Source organism: Lonsdalea britannica, from assembly GCF_002111595.1.
In the GTDB taxonomy this organism is placed as follows: domain Bacteria; phylum Pseudomonadota; class Gammaproteobacteria; order Enterobacterales; family Enterobacteriaceae; genus Lonsdalea; species Lonsdalea britannica.
The window spans coordinates 32,139-51,281 of record NZ_LUTN01000001.1; the positions used below are offsets into that span (position 1 = coordinate 32,139).

Annotated in this window: 18 protein-coding genes, 1 tRNA gene and 3 pseudogenes; 6 read left to right on the forward strand and 16 right to left on the reverse strand. The window is 55.1% G+C overall.

The annotated features are described in order from the left end of the window. Positions 1–10 precede the first annotated feature (10 nt). Positions 11–2,068: a DNA helicase IV gene (helD, locus tag AU509_RS00120; RefSeq protein ID WP_094117351.1), complete on the forward strand. Its 2,058-nt coding sequence runs from the start codon at positions 11–13 to the stop codon at positions 2,066–2,068. A 102-nt stretch (positions 2,069–2,170) separates the two neighbouring features. Here the strand turns inward: helD and AU509_RS00125 are convergent, their stop codons facing one another. The 3 genes from AU509_RS00125 to AU509_RS18990 all read right to left on the reverse strand — a co-directional run bounded on the left by AU509_RS00125 (position 2,171) and on the right by AU509_RS18990 (position 3,429). Next, positions 2,171–2,635 carry a methylglyoxal synthase gene (locus tag AU509_RS00125; protein WP_085652555.1) on the reverse strand — a complete coding sequence of 155 codons (465 nt, stop codon included), beginning with the start codon at positions 2,633–2,635 and terminating at the stop codon, positions 2,171–2,173. A gap of 123 nt (positions 2,636–2,758) precedes the next feature. Next, positions 2,759–3,184: a YccT family protein gene (locus AU509_RS18985; protein WP_409359738.1), complete on the reverse strand. Its 426-nt coding sequence runs from the start codon at positions 3,182–3,184 to the stop codon at positions 2,759–2,761. Then, entirely contained in the window at positions 3,181–3,429 is a 249-nt protein-coding gene (locus AU509_RS18990; protein WP_409359735.1) for a DUF2057 family protein, read from the reverse strand. Before AU509_RS18990 ends, AU509_RS18985 begins: the two co-directional genes overlap by 4 nt. 223 nt (positions 3,430–3,652) lie before the next feature. On the opposite strand from AU509_RS18990, the gene AU509_RS00135 reads away from it, so the two are divergent. Then, a complete protein-coding gene (locus AU509_RS00135) occupies positions 3,653–4,069 on the forward strand; it encodes a CoA-binding protein (RefSeq protein WP_085652578.1) in 417 nt (138 codons plus the stop codon). Positions 4,070–4,126: 57 nt separating this feature from the next. On the opposite strand, the gene hspQ is transcribed toward AU509_RS00135, so the two are convergent. Next, entirely contained in the window at positions 4,127–4,438 is a 312-nt protein-coding gene (gene hspQ, locus AU509_RS00140) for a heat shock protein HspQ (protein WP_094117352.1), read from the reverse strand. 156 nt (positions 4,439–4,594) lie between these two features. Here hspQ and yccX point away from each other — a divergent pair, with 156 nt between their 5' ends. Beyond that, the gene (yccX, locus tag AU509_RS00145) at positions 4,595–4,873 is read left to right on the forward strand and encodes an acylphosphatase (RefSeq protein WP_085652552.1); all 279 of its coding nucleotides are present in this window, start codon (positions 4,595–4,597) and stop codon (positions 4,871–4,873) included. 2 nt (positions 4,874–4,875) lie between these two features. Here the strand turns inward: yccX and tusE are convergent, their stop codons facing one another. Together tusE and yccA are read right to left on the reverse strand one after the other, a co-directional pair. Continuing rightward, a complete protein-coding gene (tusE, locus tag AU509_RS00150) occupies positions 4,876–5,205 on the reverse strand; it encodes a sulfurtransferase TusE (protein WP_085652551.1) in 330 nt (109 codons plus the stop codon). Positions 5,206–5,326: 121 nt separating this feature from the next. Then, complete coding sequence (yccA, locus tag AU509_RS00155) at positions 5,327–5,986, reverse strand: FtsH protease modulator YccA (protein WP_085652550.1); 660 nt, start codon at positions 5,984–5,986, stop codon at positions 5,327–5,329. A 234-nt stretch (positions 5,987–6,220) separates the two neighbouring features. On the opposite strand from yccA, the gene AU509_RS00160 reads away from it, so the two are divergent. After that, positions 6,221–6,308: transfer RNA gene (locus AU509_RS00160), tRNA-Ser, on the forward strand. Between the two features lie 346 nt (positions 6,309–6,654). On the opposite strand, the gene AU509_RS00165 is transcribed toward AU509_RS00160, so the two are convergent. Beyond that, positions 6,655–7,374, reverse strand: a complete 720-nt coding sequence (locus AU509_RS00165) for a S24 family peptidase (RefSeq protein WP_085652549.1) — start codon at positions 7,372–7,374, stop codon at positions 6,655–6,657. Positions 7,375–7,715: 341 nt separating this feature from the next. Here AU509_RS00165 and AU509_RS00170 point away from each other — a divergent pair, with 341 nt between their 5' ends. Continuing rightward, entirely contained in the window at positions 7,716–9,110 is a 1,395-nt protein-coding gene (locus AU509_RS00170) for a glycoside hydrolase family 32 protein (protein ID WP_094117353.1), read from the forward strand. 142 nt (positions 9,111–9,252) lie between these two features. On the opposite strand, the gene AU509_RS00175 is transcribed toward AU509_RS00170, so the two are convergent. Continuing rightward, positions 9,253–9,615 carry a DUF4186 domain-containing protein gene (locus tag AU509_RS00175; protein WP_085652546.1) on the reverse strand — a complete coding sequence of 121 codons (363 nt, stop codon included), beginning with the start codon at positions 9,613–9,615 and terminating at the stop codon, positions 9,253–9,255. A gap of 219 nt (positions 9,616–9,834) precedes the next feature. Here AU509_RS00175 and AU509_RS00180 point away from each other — a divergent pair, with 219 nt between their 5' ends. After that, a complete protein-coding gene (locus tag AU509_RS00180) occupies positions 9,835–10,263 on the forward strand; it encodes a universal stress protein (RefSeq protein WP_085652545.1) in 429 nt (142 codons plus the stop codon). Positions 10,264–10,302: 39 nt separating this feature from the next. Here AU509_RS00180 and AU509_RS00185 read toward each other — a convergent pair whose 3' ends face one another. The 8 genes and pseudogenes from AU509_RS00185 to lpxH all read right to left on the reverse strand — a co-directional run bounded on the left by AU509_RS00185 (position 10,303) and on the right by lpxH (position 19,139). After that, positions 10,303–10,569 carry a DksA/TraR family C4-type zinc finger protein gene (locus AU509_RS00185; RefSeq protein ID WP_094117354.1) on the reverse strand — a complete coding sequence of 89 codons (267 nt, stop codon included), beginning with the start codon at positions 10,567–10,569 and terminating at the stop codon, positions 10,303–10,305. Between the two features lie 132 nt (positions 10,570–10,701). Beyond that, a complete protein-coding gene (locus AU509_RS00190; protein ID WP_244200976.1) occupies positions 10,702–10,893 on the reverse strand; it encodes a YfgG family protein in 192 nt (63 codons plus the stop codon). A 193-nt stretch (positions 10,894–11,086) separates the two neighbouring features. Further along, positions 11,087–12,630 (reverse strand): annotated as a pseudogene (ppx, locus tag AU509_RS00195) (exopolyphosphatase). A 9-nt stretch (positions 12,631–12,639) separates the two neighbouring features. After that, on the reverse strand, positions 12,640–14,703 hold the full coding sequence (ppk1, locus tag AU509_RS00200) for a polyphosphate kinase 1 (RefSeq protein ID WP_085652761.1): 2,064 nt from the start codon (positions 14,701–14,703) through the stop codon (positions 12,640–12,642). 225 nt (positions 14,704–14,928) lie between these two features. Continuing rightward, positions 14,929–16,211, reverse strand: a pseudogene (locus AU509_RS00205) (HAAAP family serine/threonine permease). A gap of 447 nt (positions 16,212–16,658) precedes the next feature. Continuing rightward, positions 16,659–17,728 (reverse strand): annotated as a pseudogene (purK, locus tag AU509_RS00210) (5-(carboxyamino)imidazole ribonucleotide synthase). Further along, complete coding sequence (gene purE / locus AU509_RS00215; RefSeq protein ID WP_094101930.1) at positions 17,725–18,234, reverse strand: 5-(carboxyamino)imidazole ribonucleotide mutase; 510 nt, start codon at positions 18,232–18,234, stop codon at positions 17,725–17,727. The pseudogene purK and the gene purE overlap by 4 nt, the downstream one beginning before the upstream one ends. A gap of 182 nt (positions 18,235–18,416) precedes the next feature. Next, the gene (gene lpxH, locus AU509_RS00220) at positions 18,417–19,139 is read right to left on the reverse strand and encodes a UDP-2,3-diacylglucosamine diphosphatase (RefSeq protein WP_094117355.1); all 723 of its coding nucleotides are present in this window, start codon (positions 19,137–19,139) and stop codon (positions 18,417–18,419) included. Positions 19,140–19,143 lie beyond the last annotated feature (4 nt).

A 19,143-nucleotide genomic window follows, 5' to 3' on the forward strand; every position in this document is an offset into this window, starting at 1 on the left:
CGCGGAGATTATGGAACTTAAATCAACCTCGATGGGCAAGCATCTGGCGCAGCACCCTTATAACCGGGTCAGATTGCTCAATGCCGGCGTCAACGTCAGCGGCGACAAACACGAATACCTGATCCCGTTCAATCAACTGCTGGCGATCCGCTGCAAAAAAGGGCTGATTTGGGGCGAACTGGAATTCGAACTGCCGGATCACAAGGTGGTGCGTCTTCACGGCACTGAATGGCAGGAGACTCAGCAGTTCTTTCACTATGTCATGAAAGCCTGGCAGGGGTGGAGCGACGAAATGAGCCAGGTCAGCGCCGAAGTGCTGACGCGCCAAATCGACGCGATTCACCGTCTGGAAACGCGTGACCGCTGGTTTGGGCGTAAAGAGCTGGCGCAGTTGCAGCAGGACATTCGCGAGGCGTTTTCCGCTCTGCCGTTGCCGTTGGAGAGACTGAGCGAATTCGACAACTGTCGGGATCACTATTTACGCTGCCTGCAGTGGCTGGAGGCGGGAGAGCCGCAACGTGAAAAAGCGAACCAGCACTGGACGGCACAGACGCTCGACGCGCAGCAGCACTTTTTCGCCAACGTAGAAAGTTCTCCTCTGAACCCTTCCCAATGTCAGGCCGTGGTCAATGGCGAGGATGCCGTACTGGTACTGGCTGGCGCGGGCAGCGGTAAAACGTCGGTGCTGGTGGCGCGGGCCGCGTGGCTGCTCTATCGCGGCGATGCGACGCCGGACCAGATTTTGCTGCTGGCCTTTGGTCGACAGGCGGCGGAAGAGATGAACGAGCGTATTGAGAGCCGCCTCAATACCCGCGACATCAAGGCTAAAACCTTCCATGCGCTGGCGCTGCATATCATTCAGAGCTGCAGTCGCAGTGTGCCCACCATCAGTAAACTGGAAACCGACACCGAGCATCGCCGTCACTTCCTGATCAAAGAGTGGCAGAAGCAGTGCAACGATAAGAAAGCGCAGGCCAAAGGGTGGCGGCAGTGGCTGACTGATGAACTTGAGTGGGATGTGCCCGAAGGCGACTTCTGGCGGGATAAATCGCTGTCCTCCCGACTGTCAGGTCGTCTTGAACGCTGGCTGGGGTTGATGCGTTCGCACGGCGGTACGCAGAGCGAAATGGTGGAGCTGGCGGATGATGATCGGCGTGCGGTATTTCAACAGCGCATCAGGCTGATGGCCCCTCTGTTGAAGGCCTGGAAAAAAGCGTTGAAAGAGGAAGGCGCGGTCGACTTCTCGGGCTTAATCCATCAGGCCGTTAATTTGCTGGATAAAGGGCGCTTCATCAGTCCGTGGAAGCATATTTTGGTCGATGAATTTCAGGATATCTCGCCCCAGCGAGCGCGGCTGTTGTCTGCGCTGCGGCGGCAAAATCGCGAAACCAGTCTGTTCGCGGTCGGAGATGACTGGCAGGCCATCTATCGTTTCAGCGGCGCGGAACTGGCGCTGACGACGGCGTTTGAGCACCATTTTGGCGTCGGGGCGCAGTGCGTGCTGGACACGACTTACCGCTTCAACCGACGTATTGGCGAGATCGCTAGCCAATTCATTCAGCAGAATCCAAGCCAGCTGAAAAAAGCGCTCAACAGTCTGCGCGACGGGAACAAAAAGTCGGTGGTGTTGCTGCCGGACGAGCAGTTGGAAGGCCTACTGGATAAAATGAGCGGATATGTGAAACCCGAAGAGCGCATTCTGGTGCTCGCGCGTTATCACCATCTGCGGCCCGAGGCGCTACAAAAGGCGGCGACCCGTTGGCCTAAACTGAATATCGACTTCATGACCATCCACGCCAGCAAAGGGCAGCAGGCTGACTTTGTGATCATCGTCGGGTTGCAGGCGGGCAAAGACGGTTTTCCCGCGCCGGGACGAGAGTCGATGCTGGAAGACGTACTGTTGCCGACGCCGGAAGATTTCCCCGATGCCGAAGAGCGGCGTCTGCTTTACGTGGCGCTGACCCGCGCGAAACATCAGGTCTGGTTGCTGTTCAGCAAAGATGAACCCTCGATCTTCGTCGAACAGCTGCATCGGTTAGGTGTGCCCAAGCAGCGCAAGGCGAGTTAGCGCATTCGAAACACTCGCCATCATCGAGCCTGATGTGACGGCAGGTGAGTCGATGAGGGGGTTTTGGGGATGAACGCGGGCCAGCCACGGCCCGCGTGATATTTATCTCAGGCGGGCCTGCAAGTAGCGCTGATAGTCGGGGATGGCGATGTCGACGGGCTGAGTGAACATATCGGAGTTCACCAGGAAATCGGCCGTCGAGCGGTTGGTGGCGACTGGGATATTCCAGACGGTGGCCAAACGCAGCAGCGCCTTCACATCCGGGTCGTGCGGTACGGCATTCAGCGGATCCCAGAAGAATATCATCATGTCGATCTTACTCTCCGCGATTAGCGCTCCAACCTGCTGATCGCCGCCCATTGGGCCACTCATCATGCTTTTAACCGGCAATCCGGTGTGGAGTTCAATCAGGTTACCGGTCGTTCCCGTCGCATAAAGGTGGTGTCCTGCGAGCTTGGGCTTGTTGGCGGCGATCCATTCCAGCAGCGACTCTTTGCAGTGATCGTGCGCGACCAGCGCAATGTGCTTATGCGCTTCGATTCTACGGGTGGTGAGCTTGAGCTCCATGATGACGTCCTTAGCACTGTGCGTTTGTCAGGTGACAAAATGAATGTTTAATGGAAAACAGAAAAAGGTGAATGCCTGCGTGGAGCGTTGGGATCGTTTTCAACGTCCTGGCGCGAAGGGCGATTATTGGCCGTTTTTGCTCGCGGCCCATTGAAGAAAACGCTGTCGGGTTTTCTGGTCGGCCTTTTGGAACCAATACTGCATCAGAATAAACGGGTCGGTCTTATCCGCAGCGGGCGTCAGCGGCTCGGCATTGCCCTCATTGGCAGGCTGTGTCACCGGCTGCGAGGGCGGCAGGGTGGTCAGCGACGGGACCGAAGCCGGGTGGGCTGCGCTATTGTAGTCGACCATTTTTTTCTCGATATCGCCGTTCAGATCGGCATCGGTCAGCGTTATCCGGTCGGTCGTCGCGGGAATGGGCTGATTCTTATCGCCCACCAGCTGATAATGCGCTTTTTGTTTGAACTGTTTACGTAACTTTGGCGTGGACAGATCCGGCAGGTGGATCGTTATCGCACCTTGATTGTGGGTATTAAATGTGGCGATCAGCCGTTGCTGTGGAAAACGTCTTTCACGCCTTTACGCACATCGATCGTTTTGCTCACCCGGAACAGGAGTTGGTGGTCGCCTCCGTTCAATTCCAAACTGCCCGCGCCTTTTAACAGTGAGGCGGGAACCTTTCTGCCATCTACGACAATCAGCTCGACATCGGGGCCGAGTTTCAACGTCGTGGCCATCGCAGGCGTTGCGCTCATGGCCAGTGACAGGCAGATAAAGGCAAACTTGAATTTCATCATTTCCCCAGAATATACGGCAACGGCAACATTGTTTAATAAGGCGCAGCCTGTGTCAAAATTTCAGCCGCGAAACCTCGGGCAGTTTGTGTTTCGTTTAAAAAGACGGCGAAGAATAGCGCTTTGTTGACCCGGCGGAAAATGATATTTCATGAGACGCTCAGCCAACGCGCGGCATGAGATACACTGAAACCATCGTCTTTGATTAATGAGGGGTAGCATGATGTTAAACGATGTTGAGATTCAATCGGTGCTCAGCTCCGTCAAGACCATCGCACTCGTGGGTGCCAGCGAGAAAAGTACGCGGCCTAGCTATGGCGTCATGGCCTATTTGCTGGGGCAGGGATACGACGTCATTCCGGTGAGCCCCAAACTCGCCGGGCAGAAGCTGTTGGGACGAACGGCCTATGCCTCGCTGCAGGATATTCCCCGGCCGGTGGATATGGTGGATGTCTTTCGCCAGCCGGAGGCGGCGTTCGGGGTGGCGCAAGACGCCATTGCCATTGGCGCCAAGGTACTGTGGCTGCAGTTAGGCGTGATTAACGAAGAGGCCGCGGTGCTGGCGAGCGACGCTGGATTAAAAGTCATCATGGACCGCTGCCCGAAAATCGAAATCCCACGATTGGGACTGGAGAAATAGTCTGCCGGGCCTTATGACTTCGCGGCTAAGTGATAAGGCTGGCAGTGAGTGAGAAGATTAGTGCAGGAGTTGAGGGGCTCGACTTTTGATGCGGGCCGCTAGCTCATCCAACGGCGAGTCCGATTCCGTGCCGACATGCTCATCCTGCTGCAACTGCTCTTCCGCCAGATAGGTATGAACCGGCTGGCCTTCTTCATCTTCCATCACTACGTGGTACCACGGCGCCGTACGCTGCGCCTCGGCGGCGGCAAGCTCTTCCCAGGCGGGTTTTTCCAGCGAATACTCAGGATCGATGTCGACCACGACGCCGGTAAATCCCAGCAGCTTATGACGAATCTGCTGTCCGATGCCAAATTTACAGATAATCATATAACCTCCCGAGCGACGAATTTGACTTACTATAAATGGGTATGCCAACGGCGATTTCAAGCGCGGTGGGCAGGCGTTTTGTCTCTTTGCGGCATGCCTACTTCCGATAATGTTTGAGCATATGGCGAAGCGTGAATATGAAATTGAGGAATGTGAATGTCTCAGAAGGCGGTGAAAGTCTACGTTTACGGCGTAGTACAAGGGGTCGGATTTCGTTTTCATACGCAGGCGCAGGCCCAAATGTTAGGGCTGACCGGCTACGTCAGAAACTGTGACGACGGCAGCGTCGAGCTGGTGGCCTGCGGCGAATCAGAAGCGGTGGAAAAGATACTCGAATGGGTAAGGCAAGGCGGACCGAAATACGCTCGCGTCGATCGGGTGCTGACCGAGCCGCACGGCAATACCGATTACCGCGCGTTCGACATTCGCTATTGAATTCAGATGCACTTCACCGGTTTCGGCAATCCTGCGATTTTAGTGGCCTGTTTGGCGGGGCCTTTAGGGAATAAGCGATAAAGGTAGCGGCTATTTCCTTTTTCCTCGCCGTATTTCTGCGCCATGGCTTTGACCAGCATGCGGATCGCGGGTGAGGTGTTGAATTCCAGATAAAACGCCCGCACAAAGCGCAGCACTTCCCAATGCGCTTCCGTGAGTATGATTGCCTCTTGTTCCGCCAGCAGCGGCGCCATCTCTTCCTGCCAGTCCTGACTGTTTTTCAAATAACCCTGCGCGTCTGTCTCGATGACGCGGCCTTCAAACGTAAACATAACACCTCGGAATGACGTTAAAACGCGTCTAGTCTACCAAATTTTTGGTTCAGGGAAGGGGGGGCAGAAACAAAAAGCCCCACTGGAGTGGGGCTTTAACGAGATGGGTAAACACTCAGCGTTAATTGCTGCGGCTCATACCTAGCAAGCTCAACAGGCTGACGAATACGTTGTAGATGGAAACGTACAGGCTGACCGTGGCGCGGATGTAGTTGGTTTCACCACCGTGAATGATGTTGCTGGTTTCCCACAAAATAGCGCCGGCGGAGAACAGAATAAACATCACGCTGATCGCCATCTGCAGCGCGGGAATGTGCAGGAACAGGTTGGCGATAGTGGCGACCAGCAGCACGACGAAACCAGTGATCATCATTCCGGACAGGAACGACATGTCCTTACGCGTGGTCAGTACGTATGCGGAGCAGCAGAAGAACACCAGCGCGGTGCCGCCCAGGGCCAGCATGATGATGTCGCCTGCGCCGGACGCGATGAGCGTACTCAGCATCGGGCCCAGGGTATATCCCATAAAACCCGTCAGTGCGAAAACAGCCAGAATCCCCGCCGGGCTGTTTGCCAGTTTATAGGTCAGGAACATCAGACCATAGAATCCCGCCAGCATTAGCAGAAGACCGGGAGCAGGGAGGTTGAAGACGGTGCTGAGCGTTGCGGTGACGGCGGAAAATCCCAGCGTCAGCGACAAAAGGAAATAGGTATTGCGCAGCACTTTGTGAGTGCTAAGCAGCGACTGTTCACGTGATGTTGAGGTAACAATGCGATCCATAATGGCGACTCTCTCTTTAAGGGGTCTTTATTTCATGCCTAGAGTAGGTAGTCACGCTGTGTGATTAAAGGCATTTTACCCTTCTTTACTTGCATTCACGGGCGAATACAGAAGAAAGAGTGAGCGAAATGATGTTTTTGCACCCATTTAATCGCTATCAGCCTATTTTTAAGGCAATCGAACCGGTTGTCGCTTTACAATATCAGGCGGTCTGTTTATAGTTCGCCTCGTTGCGGAGGAGTGGCCGAGTGGTTGAAGGCACCGGTCTTGAAAACCGGCGACGGGAAACCGTTCTAGAGTTCGAATCTCTACTCCTCCGCCATCCATTTCAAGGGGTTGCTAAATAGCAGCCCCTTTTCTTTTTGCGTTATCCTACGCTATGCATCCCCCAAGTTTTGTTCCCCTTTCTTATCATGTCATTGCGCCGTGCTATTGAGCATGGATTAGCCCATCCGCTTCATTAACCGCGTAACCTTATACGGCGCCACTCCGTCAGATTGGTATTAAACAACGTAGCGCCGGAATGCACTGCCGTTTTGGCGTGTTATGAGTGGGGCAGGCGGACGGAGATGGGCAGGACGAAAGTGCCGAAGGTTTTATGCCATGTCGTGGCGACGTACGGTTGGGGCATCTCTTTCGACAGGCCGCCTGCGATTCTGGAATGCGGCTTAACCAAAACGTTTGAAATTGACGGACTGACTGAGCAGCACTTTCGCAATGACGTGAAATTCATCTTGCTCCCCATCCTCGATGTGCCAGGACTGATATTTGGGGTTGTCGGACAGGACCAGCAGCCGATGTTTCAGCATTTGCAGCCGTTTGACATACAGCATGTTGCCGAAGACAAACACATAGATCCCATCTCCGTCGAAGGTGTTGACGGACACATCGACAAAGATCATATCCCCCGGCTCGATGGTAGACGCCATGCTATCGCCTTTGACCGTCACCATTTTGATGGCGCTGGCGGGCTTGTTGCCAAACAGCATCCGTGCCTGCTCATGGGTGTACTCAATGGCTTTGACGGTTTCAATAAACTCTGATGACGACACGACGCCGTTCCCGGCGCTGACCTGAATAGCGAGCATATCGACGCGATAACGTTGGCACTCCGGACGTTTCAGCGGGGCTGCCGGAGACGTATTCGGACAAATTACGGTGCTTTTGTCGTCTTCCCGGGACATAAAAAACCAATGCTCAGGATAGCCGCTGACCTGTGACAGCTTTTGCAGATGGGAACCACGCGGCGCCGTTTTACCCGATACCCAGCCTTGTACAGCCTGAGGTGAAATCGTCAGTTTGCGGGCCAGAATAGACTGGTTCCAGCCCTTCTCTGTGAGGAGTTGCGCGATGCGTGATGCTGTTGTGAGACGCTTTTTTTCGTTCATTTCACCTATGCTACAAGTAAATATTTAAATTTTCATTTAAATTTAAACTTGTAATAAGGCAAAAATGTTGTAAGTTTTACTTGTCTATAACCAATATGGAGCCAATATGACAACTTTTATCTATGCACTAAAAATCAACGCCGCCAATCCGTTACAGGGTATTTGGCCGCGTACATCTGTGACGACAGGGGGCAGGGTTGCTTTACTCCGCGCCTTGCTGTCAGTAAACAACCGCATCCCACGCAGCGAATTAGCCAAGTTGACTGTGCTGGCAACATTAGAAAAGGTCTTCGTCCGTGTATGCCGGAGGTGGGTTATGAGTAAACGAGAGGGGTTCCACCATGTCCGAAGTCATTGAGCAACGTGTTTTCAGCAACGGTTTTCACCTTTCCAGTGAAGAACCGGGATTCATGAACGATATCCAAACGTTTATTTACGACGTGGATACCTCTCTCTGGCACGGTTACTACCTTTGGAACGGAGACTATGCCTGGGGCGGAAATGGCACGGAATGGCGACATTTCACCACGTCAGACTGGGTGAAATTCGAAGATCACGGGGTCGCCATCCCGAAATATAAAACGCCGCAGGGCGATATCGCTACCGGTTCGGTGGTCATCGATCTGGATAATCTTGCGGGTTATGGCGAGGGGGCCTGGCTAGCCTATGTCACCAGCTATATTGATGGGTTGCAGACCACTAACCTGTGGTACTCCAACGACAAGGGCTACACTTTCTCACCCTGCGAGTCCAATCCCGTCCAACCTAATAATCTCCGCCTGGACAATTACCGCGATCCTTTTGCGTTTATCCAAAATGGTTGGGTATATATCTATCTCGCTGAAGGCTACAAGGTCGGCATTTACCGTTCCCGTACCGGTAAAGCGCCGTTTACCTATGTCGACAGTATCGTCATCAAAGACATGGGATTGATTGAGTGTCCTACGTTGCTGGATATTCGCTGCGGCGATCTGGGATACAACAAATCCGTGCTGGTGTTCGGCGCTAACGGGGGCACGTTAGGGACGACAGGGACGTTTATGCACGTCGGGACGCTGGACTACGACACAATGGTGTTCGGCAATATCGAAACGCCAGCGCCGGTCGCTATCGACAATGGCCCTGATTTTTACGGCGCGCGCGCTGGGTATGATGAAACCAAAAGTCATGACCGATTGTATTGCCTGGGATGGGCTTCGAACTGGGGCTACTGGCAGGATAAAGATGCCCAGCCCATCATCGACAAAGCCAGCAACATCGGCATTGCGACGCTGATGCGCAAACTCAAACTGCGCTATGTGAATAGTGAATACTACATTGAAAACAAACCCGTATTCTCCTTCTCGGATGAGATCGTTTCAGAAATCACTGAAACGCTCGATAGCGGAGATACCGCGCTGCCATTAGTCATTGATGGCCGGGGCTATATCGGTTTTGACTTTCAGAGCAGCACCGCCAGCGAGATCAAAATCGAAGTGGGCGGTACAGATTGGAATTTTGTCGTGACTTATACCCCCGCGACTCGCGAGTGCAACATCCTTCGTCGATCGGGGAAAGCGGTAGGCATTATCGAATTTGAAAAACCGCATACCTTTACGCTAAGCAAAGATATTACATGGATGAATATGTTTATTGATTACGGCGTGATTGAGCTGTTTTTCAGTTCCGGTGAGTCCTGCACGTTTGTGACCTTCTCTTCGGCAGGAGATGCACAGGTCAATATCGTCAGTATGTAATGGCCATCCGGTCCGTTCTCCCTTGCGCGAAGCGGACCGATAGAGGGTGTTTGACGCTGTCGGTCCTGGAGACACGGCAGCGCTTATCAACCAGCTAGCGCGTTTCTTTCGACCCGCCATTGATTCCCCCACCTGTGTCTTTCTACGATATCGCCGCTAAATCTTGCTCAATCCACTGCAAAATCACTTCAACGATGTCGCGTTGCTCTTCAGGCGTCAGCGGTCGTTGTTTGGCAATACCGTGCCATTTGGACAAACATCCCCGACAGCAGGTAGCCGTGGCATGCTGGGCGACAAAGACCGGATGTCCACGCATGGGCGTCTGTTTTCCGTCATTGTTAGGCTGTGCGGGTGCCAGCCGTTGCGCGATGAAGTCGGCGGCATGTGAGGCGACCACGGTTTTGCCCTTGCTATAACAATAATCACGCTCTTTGGGGCCGAGATGGAAGCGCTGGCGAAAAGTGGAGCGTGAAAGGCGGAAAAATAAATCTTGATGGGCAGACATGGCGCAGTGCTCGTAAACGTAAGTGCTCGAAAACGCTGGAAGCTTAAAGGGTTTTGCACGGTAAGCAAACTATAACAACATAACTATCTGTATATTAGATATATTTTCATCAGGTCACTAATTCTCTCTTATCTCACAAAAGTTGCACATCGTCATTTATCTGAGCGAAAAACGGAGCTACGCTGAAGGTGTCAAAGTACACAGTCAAAGGGGGCTGTTATGTATAAGACCATTTTGGTGCCTGTCGATATCGATGAAGAAGAGCTGACCAAGAATGCCCTGTCTCAGGCCACTTTTCTGGCTAAATTATCCGGTGCGAAACTGCATCTGTTTCATGTTCTACCGGATGTCTCCGCTTATATTTCCGCCTATGCGTTTGGTTTGAAAGAGTTCGAAAACGAGGCGGTGGTTAAGGCGGATGAGAAGTTGCACGAGCTACTGAGCCAAATAGACCTCCCGGCGGAGCAGCTGGATCACAGTATTACCTTTGGTACGCCGCGTGATGAGGTCCTGGAGTTGGCCGAGGAGATCCACGCCGATCTGATCGTGGTCGGCTCTCGCCGTCCGAGTGTCAAAACCTACCTGCTAGGGTCCAACTCCTCGGCGATTGTGCGCCATGCCAAAACGTCAGTGCTGGTCGCGCGATAACGACGTGAAGACGCTGTGTGGTCTGGCGGCGTCCAACGCTTAACGAAGCTGGCTGTCTTTACTGCCGCGGCGGTTGTAGCCAGCATTGATGCTGCGCTGTTTGTCGATTTTCGCCTGACAGGCAACGCAGTAGCGCACGCCCGGCAGCGCGTTACGTCGGGCTTCCGGTATGGGGTCCCCGCACTCTTCGCAATACTCAGCGCTTTCGCCGCGATGTAATTGGCTACGCGCCTGAGCGATAGCATCATCGACGGTGGCGTCGATTTGCTCCTGAACGGAGCCGTCACTTGACCAACCACTTGCCATCATTGACCTCCTGCTTGCTGGATGACGCGGTGAACGTGTGTCGCGTATTTAACACGAATACGTTGCCTCCGCCTCGGTGCGAGTCGGTAATCATAAAATAGCTGAAAACAGCAGAATGTGTGGACTAAGGGACTATTCTCGTTGAGCGGGTGTCGTCACAGAAGATGTGTCCAGAGAATGCTCAACGCGAGTTTGCTGCTGAACTTCCTGGTGATAGAGAAAGGCGCCGACGGCGGAATAAGCAAAACGGCCTAACAGAATGATGAGACTGATCATGAGTACGGTACGGGCTATACGCGTACTACTTCGTCGCTGACGTAACATGATTCTTCGCCTGTGGGTAATCGTAGACATTACCGGGTGGATTCCTGATGAAAGCGGACATTCGCTGTTGTTTATTTAGGCACAAGCTGGCGGTGGGGTCAATGCGCCTGGGGCAAAAAATTAGCCCCAGGCGCAAATGTGAAAAATCTCACAATGTGAAGCAGGAGTAGGGCGCAGGCCGAACTGACCCGGCCTAATTTTGTGTCGGTGACTCTTTTTCCTCTTCAATCAACAACGTCCAGTCGCTGATGCCCTGCCAGTACTCCTGCTCTTTTTCCAGATCGAGCTGCACCAGCGTATTTTGACTGAAATAGCCGAATGGGAAAATCAGGGTCCAGGTGCGATCGTCCGTCGCCAGACGCAGCGTTTGTGGCGACGTCGTGGCCTGACGCTGGTTATTGAGCAGCGTCGCCAATCGCAGCAGCAGAATCATCGGCATGTACTGTTTCTTTTTGAACTGATTCAGGCGCGGCAGCTCGTCTGTTTTTATCGCTTTGCGGTGCCAGCGCACCAGTAGCGACAGCACCATCTGCTGTTCCTGATTAAATCCTGGCAGATTGGTGTTTTGCAGGATGTAAGCGGAGTGGCGGTGCATACCGCTGTGGTTGATGCCGAGTCCCACTTCATACAGCATGGCCGCCCATTTCAGAATGGCCTCCAGCTGTGGATTCACCAGCGAGGGGTTCTGTTCCTCCCACTGGGTGTAGAGCAGTTCCGCCGTTTCTCGGACGCGATGCGCCTGTGCGCGGTCGATGTTGTAGTGACTGGCCAGACTTTTCGCGGTACGGATGCGGATGTCCTGATGGCGGAAGCGCCCCTCCATTTCATACAGCACGCCTTCGCGCAATGCGCCGTCCGACAACCTCAGCGTATCGATAGCCAGCGTGTCGAAGACCCCGCAGAGGATGGCAAGGCCCGGAACCAGTACGTTCTGTCGCTCATCCGTCAGGCCCGGTAGACTGAGCGCTTTCACGCTTTTATGCTTCAGGATCTCATCGCGCAGCATCTCAAGCCGCTGCAGCGTAATCTGGCCGTCTTTCTCGCCCATCGCCAGCAGGATCTCGTTGGCCGCCTTAATGGTGCCGGATGCGCCCAGCGCATAGTCCCACCCGTAGATGCGGTATTGCCAGGCCAGGTTTTCCAACTGCTGCGCGGCGGCAAGCCGGGCGCGCTTGAAGTTGTTGGCGTTGATTTCGCCATCGGGGAAAAACAGTTGAGCGAAGCTGACGCAGCCCATCCGGCGGCTTTCCACCAGCTTAGGCTCAAAATCTTCGCCGATCACCAGCTCCGTCGAGCCGCCGCCGATATCGATCACCAGCTTGCGGCCTTTTTCCGGCTGCGTGTGCTCGACGCCCATAAAGATCAGTCGCGCTTCTTCATGCCCGGAAATAATGGAGATCGGGTAGGGGATGATTTTGGCGGCGCGCTGCAAAAACTCTTGCGCGTTGTGCGCTTCGCGCAGGGCGTGCGTGCCGACGATAGAGACATTGGCCGCCGGAAATCCCTGCAGGCGTTCGGCAAACAGCGCAAGGCAGTTCAGACCCCGTTCGATAGACTCCTCGCTCAGCCGGTTTTGGCTGTCGAGTCCGTCTACCATATGCACCCGTTGTTTCAGGCGGCTAAGCACTTGAAGCGCGCCATTGACCACGCGGGCGACCACCATATGAAAACTGTTGGAGCCAGATCGATGGCGGCGAATTCCTGGGGTTTTTCAGCGATATTGTCGGTTAAAGGCATGGCTGTGGCCTACTCTTTGGGTTGCTCAAGGACCTTAAGATATTCATAGATCGCATTCTGGGCGCGGACTTTGCGCCGGTTGCCTCGGGTGACGTAGTGATTATTCAACTCCTTGTCCAGCACGCGGGCTTTGACTGTATCGCTGAATAGAATCTCCAGAATATCGAGGATTCGCGCCTTCAGCGTCTGATCCAGGACTTCCACTGCGACTTCGATACGGTAATCGATGTTGCGGGTCATCCAGTCGGCGGAGGAGAGAAACACCTTCTGATCGCCGCCGTTGTGGAAAACATACAGCCGATCGTGCTCCAGGTAGCGGTCCACGATGCTGGTGATGCGGATATTATCACTGATCCCCGGAATATCGGGAACGAGCGAGCACATCCCGCGGACCAACAGGTTCATTTTTACCCCGGCGCCGGAGGCGGCATACAACCGGTCGACCAAACCTTTGTCCACCAGATTGTTCACCTTCAGGGTGATTTTCGCTTCCAGCCCGTTCTGCGCGTTGGCAATCTCGCGGTCAATCAATTCATAAAGACGGCTGCGAGAGTTCTGCGGAGAGACGAGCAGGTGATCGAAACTCACCGGCCGGTAGGGGTTTTCGATAAAGTTGAAGACCCGGCGTACCTCGTTGGTAATGCGTTCGTCGGCGGTTAGCAGCGAATAGTCGGTATATAACCGTGCGGTTTTTTCGTTGAAGTTACCGGTCCCGATATGCGCATAGCGCACCACGTTGTCGCCTTCACGTCGCGAGATCAAAAACAGCTTGGCGTGAATTTTCAGACCGGGAATGGAAAAGATGACGTGAACGCCCGCTTCCGTCAGTCTTTTTGCCCAGTGAATATTGGCGGCCTCGTCGAAACGCGCCTGCAATTCCACCACCACCGTGACTTTTTTACCGTTGTGCGCGGCGTGGATCATGGAGTTGATGATGCGCGAATCCTTGGCGACGCGATAGATGTTGATTTTAATCGCCAGCACGCTGGGGTCGAAGGACGCCTGCCGGAGAATTTCCAGCACATGCTCAAAGGTATGGTACGGGTAGTACAGCAGCACATCGCGCTCGCGGATAGCGTCAAAGCCGTTGCGGAAGTGATTGAATCCCAGATGACGCAGACGTGGCAGCGGTTTGTTGACCAGATTGGCGCGGCCCACGTTCGGGAAGCCGATGAAGTCTTTGAAGTTGTGATAGCGTCCGCCGGGAATAACGGAGTCATAGGAGGTAATATCGAGTTTCTTGAGCAGGCACTCCACCATCGCATCCGGCATATCTCGCTGATAGACGAAGCGAACCGGTTTGGCCGTCAGCCGCTGTTTGAGGCTGGACGACATCAACTCCAACAGGCTGGACTCCATTTCCGTCACCAGATCGTACTCGGCATCACGCGTCATCTTCATGGAGTATGCGTTCAGCGCGTCGTAATCGAAGAATCCCCAGAAGATATCATCCAGACAGTAGCGCAGAATATTGTCGATCAGGATCATGGTCTTGCGACGGTGCGGTGCTTCCGGCGGCAGATCGACGAAGCGGGCGACCTTGTCGGACGGAATTTCCAGCAGCGCGTAGTCCGTCTTCTCGCCGCGAATGATTTCGATGGCCAGATAGGTGTAATCGTCTTTCAAAAACTGAATCAGATTGGTTTCAGGCAGCAGCAGAATCGGGGTGATATGCGGGCGCAAATAGTGTTTGAAGTAATCGCGCAGCCACGCCTGCTGATTGGGCGACACCTGTCGCTCGTTGACCAGGAAAATCTGGTTACGCGCCATCTCCAGCAGCAGCTCGTTATACAAATTGTCGAACAGCTGATCGGTTTTCAGCACGCGCATCTGAATTTTGCTGAGCAGATGACGCAGCCCGCTGGCGGAGCCTTGCTCTTCGTTAATCAGAATACGACGTTTGAGGTCGGCGAATCGTACCTTGTAGAACTCGTCCAAATTGCTGGAGTAGATGCCCAGAAAGCGCATACGTTCAATCAGCGGATTATTCTTGTCGGCGGCTTCTTGAAGTACGCGTTCATTGAAAGATAACCAACTCAACTCTTTGTCTATGTAGAGTTTGTCCTGACTCATTCTCACTCCGTTAAATGATTTTACTGAAGTGTTTCTACTATCCATTACCATTATGGCGCGTGAATGACGGGCATGGCGAGTCTTCACATGGACTTTTTCTCATCCTGGTCAACGAGAGACAGCGAGATTTTGCGTGCGCTGGACTGTGCAAAAACGCTATCGGCGTGACGGGGCGAGGAGACGCTGACGGGACAGCGTGCGGCGCGAAACGCCGCACGCCGGGGCTTACTGACACAGGCTGTAGATAATGGCGGTCATCGCAATCAGTCCCGTCAGCGTCACGAAGAGATTGCTGAGCTGGCCGCTATAGCGCCGCATCGCAGGGACGCGATGGATCGCATACATCGGCATTAAAAACAGCAGGCAGGCGATGATCGGGCCGCCCAGCGTTCAATCATCCCCAAAATGCTGGGATTCCACGTGGCCACTGCCCAAGTGGTCAGCAGCATAAAAACAGTGGTGATGCGGTTCAGCGTACGAGGTGCCAGCGTTTTGCCGCGTCGCCGCAGCGTTTTCACCACCAGTCCGTTGAATCCTTCGCCCGCGCCCAGGTAGTGACCCAGGAACGACTTGGAGATGGCGACGGTCGCGATCAGCGGCGCCGCATAGCCGATAAGCGCGCTGTCAAAGTGGTTCGCCAGATAAGACAAAATCGAAATATTTTGCGTTTTCGCCGCCATCAGCTCTTCCGGCGACAGCGCCAGTACGCAGCTGAACACGAAGAACATGACGGTCAATACCATCATCACATGGCTGTAGGACAGGATACGCGCGCACTTCTTCTCCGCCGCATCGCCGTACTCCTTACGCTTGGCCACGGCGAACGAAGAGATAATCGGCGAGTGGTTAAACGAAAACACCATCACCGGGATCGCCAGCCACAGCGTCGCGGGCAGGCTGCTGCCATTCACGGTGCCGGATAGCGACAACGTCTGGAATACCGACAGATTCCAATGCGGCACCAGATAGCAGGCCAGCAGCAACAGCACGGTCAAGAATGGATAGACCAGTACACTCATCGCTTTCACGATGGTGGCTTCCCCAAAACGCACGATGAACATCAGGCACAAGATCAGCGCCAGCGCGAGCAGCGCGCGCGGGGGCGACGGCAGGTGCAGCTGATGGGTGATGAAGCTATCGACGGTATTGGTGATCGCCACGCTGTAGACCAGCAGAATGGGATATATCGCGAAAAAATACAGCAGGGTAATGAGATGACCGGCCCGGGAGCCGAAATGCTCCTCCACGACCTCGGTGATGTCTTCCGCATCGCCTTTGCCAGAAAGGACGAAACGGCACAGCGCGCGATGCGAATAGTGCGTCATCGGAAACGCGATAATCGCCATGATGATGAGCGGCAACAAACCGCCTATACCGGCGTTAATGGGCAAAAACAGCACCCCGGCGCCGATGGCCGTGCCATACAGTCCCAACATCCAGACGGTATCGCTTTTACGCCAAGTGGAGGCGGTGTCAAAGACCGCGCTGCTTTCCTGAATTGAGCTCATACAACTCTCTCCTGAGCGAGTCATGCATATAAAACAGACGTCCGGCTCACAACGTGGGGCCGGGCGAAGTGTGCGAGGGTAGTCACATCAGGACCGCTATTGTCGAGTGATGCTGACATTCTTCTCGCAGGCGGACGGCGACGCAGCGGATAGGACAACACGTGACGGCGATAAGCCGGGAAAAACACCGATGAACAGAGGAGAAATCTTCATTGCGGGAAATACATCCTTAAATACCAGTTTCCGTGAGCGCCACGGTGAAAACACGCGGTCATCGCATTCAGTCACAATCTGATGGCCTGAATGACGGCGCTATTATCCCGCGAAATAAATCACGGGTGCAAACCCGGTCGCCTGCCACGCACCCCTGACGAGGCGACAGGCAAGCACGGTGTTAAAACGTGGCGTCGGCGCGCGGATCTCCGGGGACATCCGCGCAGTCTGAGATCAGGCAGATAGCTTTTGTTGCGCCCACGTAAGCCCGGACTGATACTCCGAAGGCAGCATCGGCGTCAGCGCCTGTAGCGTTTCGCGGAGGAGCGCGGCGTCCGGATCGCTGAGATTCAGATGCCCGACCTTCCGGCCCGGACGCACGGCTTTCTCATACCAGTGCAGATGCGTCAGCGGCAGCGTCAGCCAGTCGGCATTCACGTCAGTGCCGATAAGATTGACCATCACCGACGGCGTGCTGACGACGGGCGCGGGCATCGGCAAATCGAGGATTGCACGCAAATGCAGTTCGAACTGACTGATAGACGCGCCGTTCTGGGTCCAGTGGCCGCTGTTATGCACGCGCGGCGCGAGCTCGTTGATCAGCAGTTGGTCGCCGACGATAAAGCACTCCATCGCCATCACGCCGACATAGCCAGATGATGCAAAATGGCGGACAGCATCTTTTCAGCCTGCCGTTGCAAGGCAGATGTAGGATGGGGCAACGCGACGCTGGTGCGCAGAATGCCGTCCTGATGCAGATTGTGGGTCAGCGGATAAAACACGCACTCGCCCAGTGCGTTGCGCGCGCCGATCAGCGACACTTCGCCGGAAAAGTTAATTCCCTGCTCGACGATGCACTCGCCGTAGCAGTCCACGGGCAGCGTTGCCTCATCACCGGGGCGCAGACGCCACTGGCCGCGGCCGTCGTAGCCGCCGACGCGGCGTTTGACGATGGCCAGTTCGCCCAACCGACTGAAGATGTCGGGCCAGGCGTCGGCGCTGCTTAGCAACTGCCACGGCGCCGTCGCTAGCTGCAGCTCGTCCAACAGCTGTTTCTGCGTATAACGATCGGCCAGACGCGGGAAAATATCGCGATTGATAAATGTAGGCTGCGTCGCCAGCTGGCGGGTGAGGGCGGTTTCCGGCCAGCGTTCGATTTCTGCGGTGATGACGCTGTGCTGGTAGGGGATAGACTCGGGCTCGGCATCCAGTCCCACCGGATAGACCGCGATGCCCAGCGGTTCGCCAGCCTGACGCAGCATGCGTCCCAGTTGACCGTTACCTAATACACAGACCGGTTTCATGCTTCCTCCCGCGGATCGGCGTGCTGGAGCACATCGTCGGTTTGGCGCTGACGCCAATCCGTCAAACGCGTCGCCAGCTCGCGGTCATGCAACGCCAGAATCTGTGCGGCGAGCAGGGCGGCATTGGCCGCGCCGGCTTTGCCTATCGCCAGCGTCCCCACCGGAATGCCGCGCGGCATCTGCACGATGGAGTACAGGCTGTCCACCCCGCTCAGCGCTGCGCTCTGGACCGGAACGCCCAGCACCGGCACCAGCGTTTTGGCGGCCAGCATACCAGGCAGGTGCGCAGCGCCACCGGCTCCGGCAATGATGACGTCAAAGCCGTTATCCGCCGCCGCTTCGGCAAAACGGAACAGTTTATCCGGCGTGCGGTGCGCGGACACGATTTCAACGTGGAAAGGGAGATTCAGCGTGGTGAGGATTTCTGCTGCGAACTGCATGGTGGCCCAGTCACTCTTTGAACCCATCACGATGGCGATTTTCGCCGGGGCAGCGTTGGATGACATGCCTGTAGTGCTCCTGTGAATGTGCCTGACGCCGGTCAGAGCACAGGGTGATAGACACATCGCCGCCGAGTCGGCGCTCCGGCGACGAGGGCGTAGAGCATACCATGACCCCAGAGGGAGGAAAACGGTTGCGTCGTGATGAACGTCGGGGTTTAGCGCAAAAAACGGGTGGAAAACAGGACTTAAAGCGGGAATGCGTGGAGTGAAATACCGTCGGGCGTGACTTTGATGACCGATCCTTCCTCATGCCAGGCGCCGAGCACGGCCCGTTGAGCGGTCTCGCCATCGACAGTCAACGTATGGATCGCTGGTCGATGCGTATGACCGTGGATCATGGTCTTGACCTGGAAGTGACGCAGCCGGTCTATGACCTGCTGAGGATTGACGTCCATGATCTCAAGCGATTTGATCTGGTTGGCCTGCTGGCTGGCGGAGCGCATGCGCGCGGCGATACGTAGCCGGAGTCGCAGGGGCAGCCACAGAAAAAGACGTTGAATCAGCGGGTTGTGAACGCGGCGGCGAAAACGCTGGTAGGCGGCGTCGTCGGTGCACAGCGTGTCACCGTGCAGCACCAGATACTCGCGACCGTATAGCGCAATTCGGTTTTCCTCCGGCAGCAGCGTCATGCCGCTCTGGCGGGCGAAGCGCTTGCCGATCAGGAAATCCCGGTTGCCGTGGACGAAGTAGCAGGGCACGCCCTGATGATGCAGCGTCAGCAGCGCGGCGGCGACGGTGTGATGCAGCGGCTGCGGATCGTCATCGCCAATCCAGGCGTCGAACAGGTCGCCCAGGATGTACAGCGCGTCGGCCTGAGCCGCTTCTTCGCGTAAAAAACGCAGAAAACCGGCGGTAATAGCCGGTTCCTGTTCGCTCAGATGCAAATCGCCAATAAACAGCGTCGCCATGCAG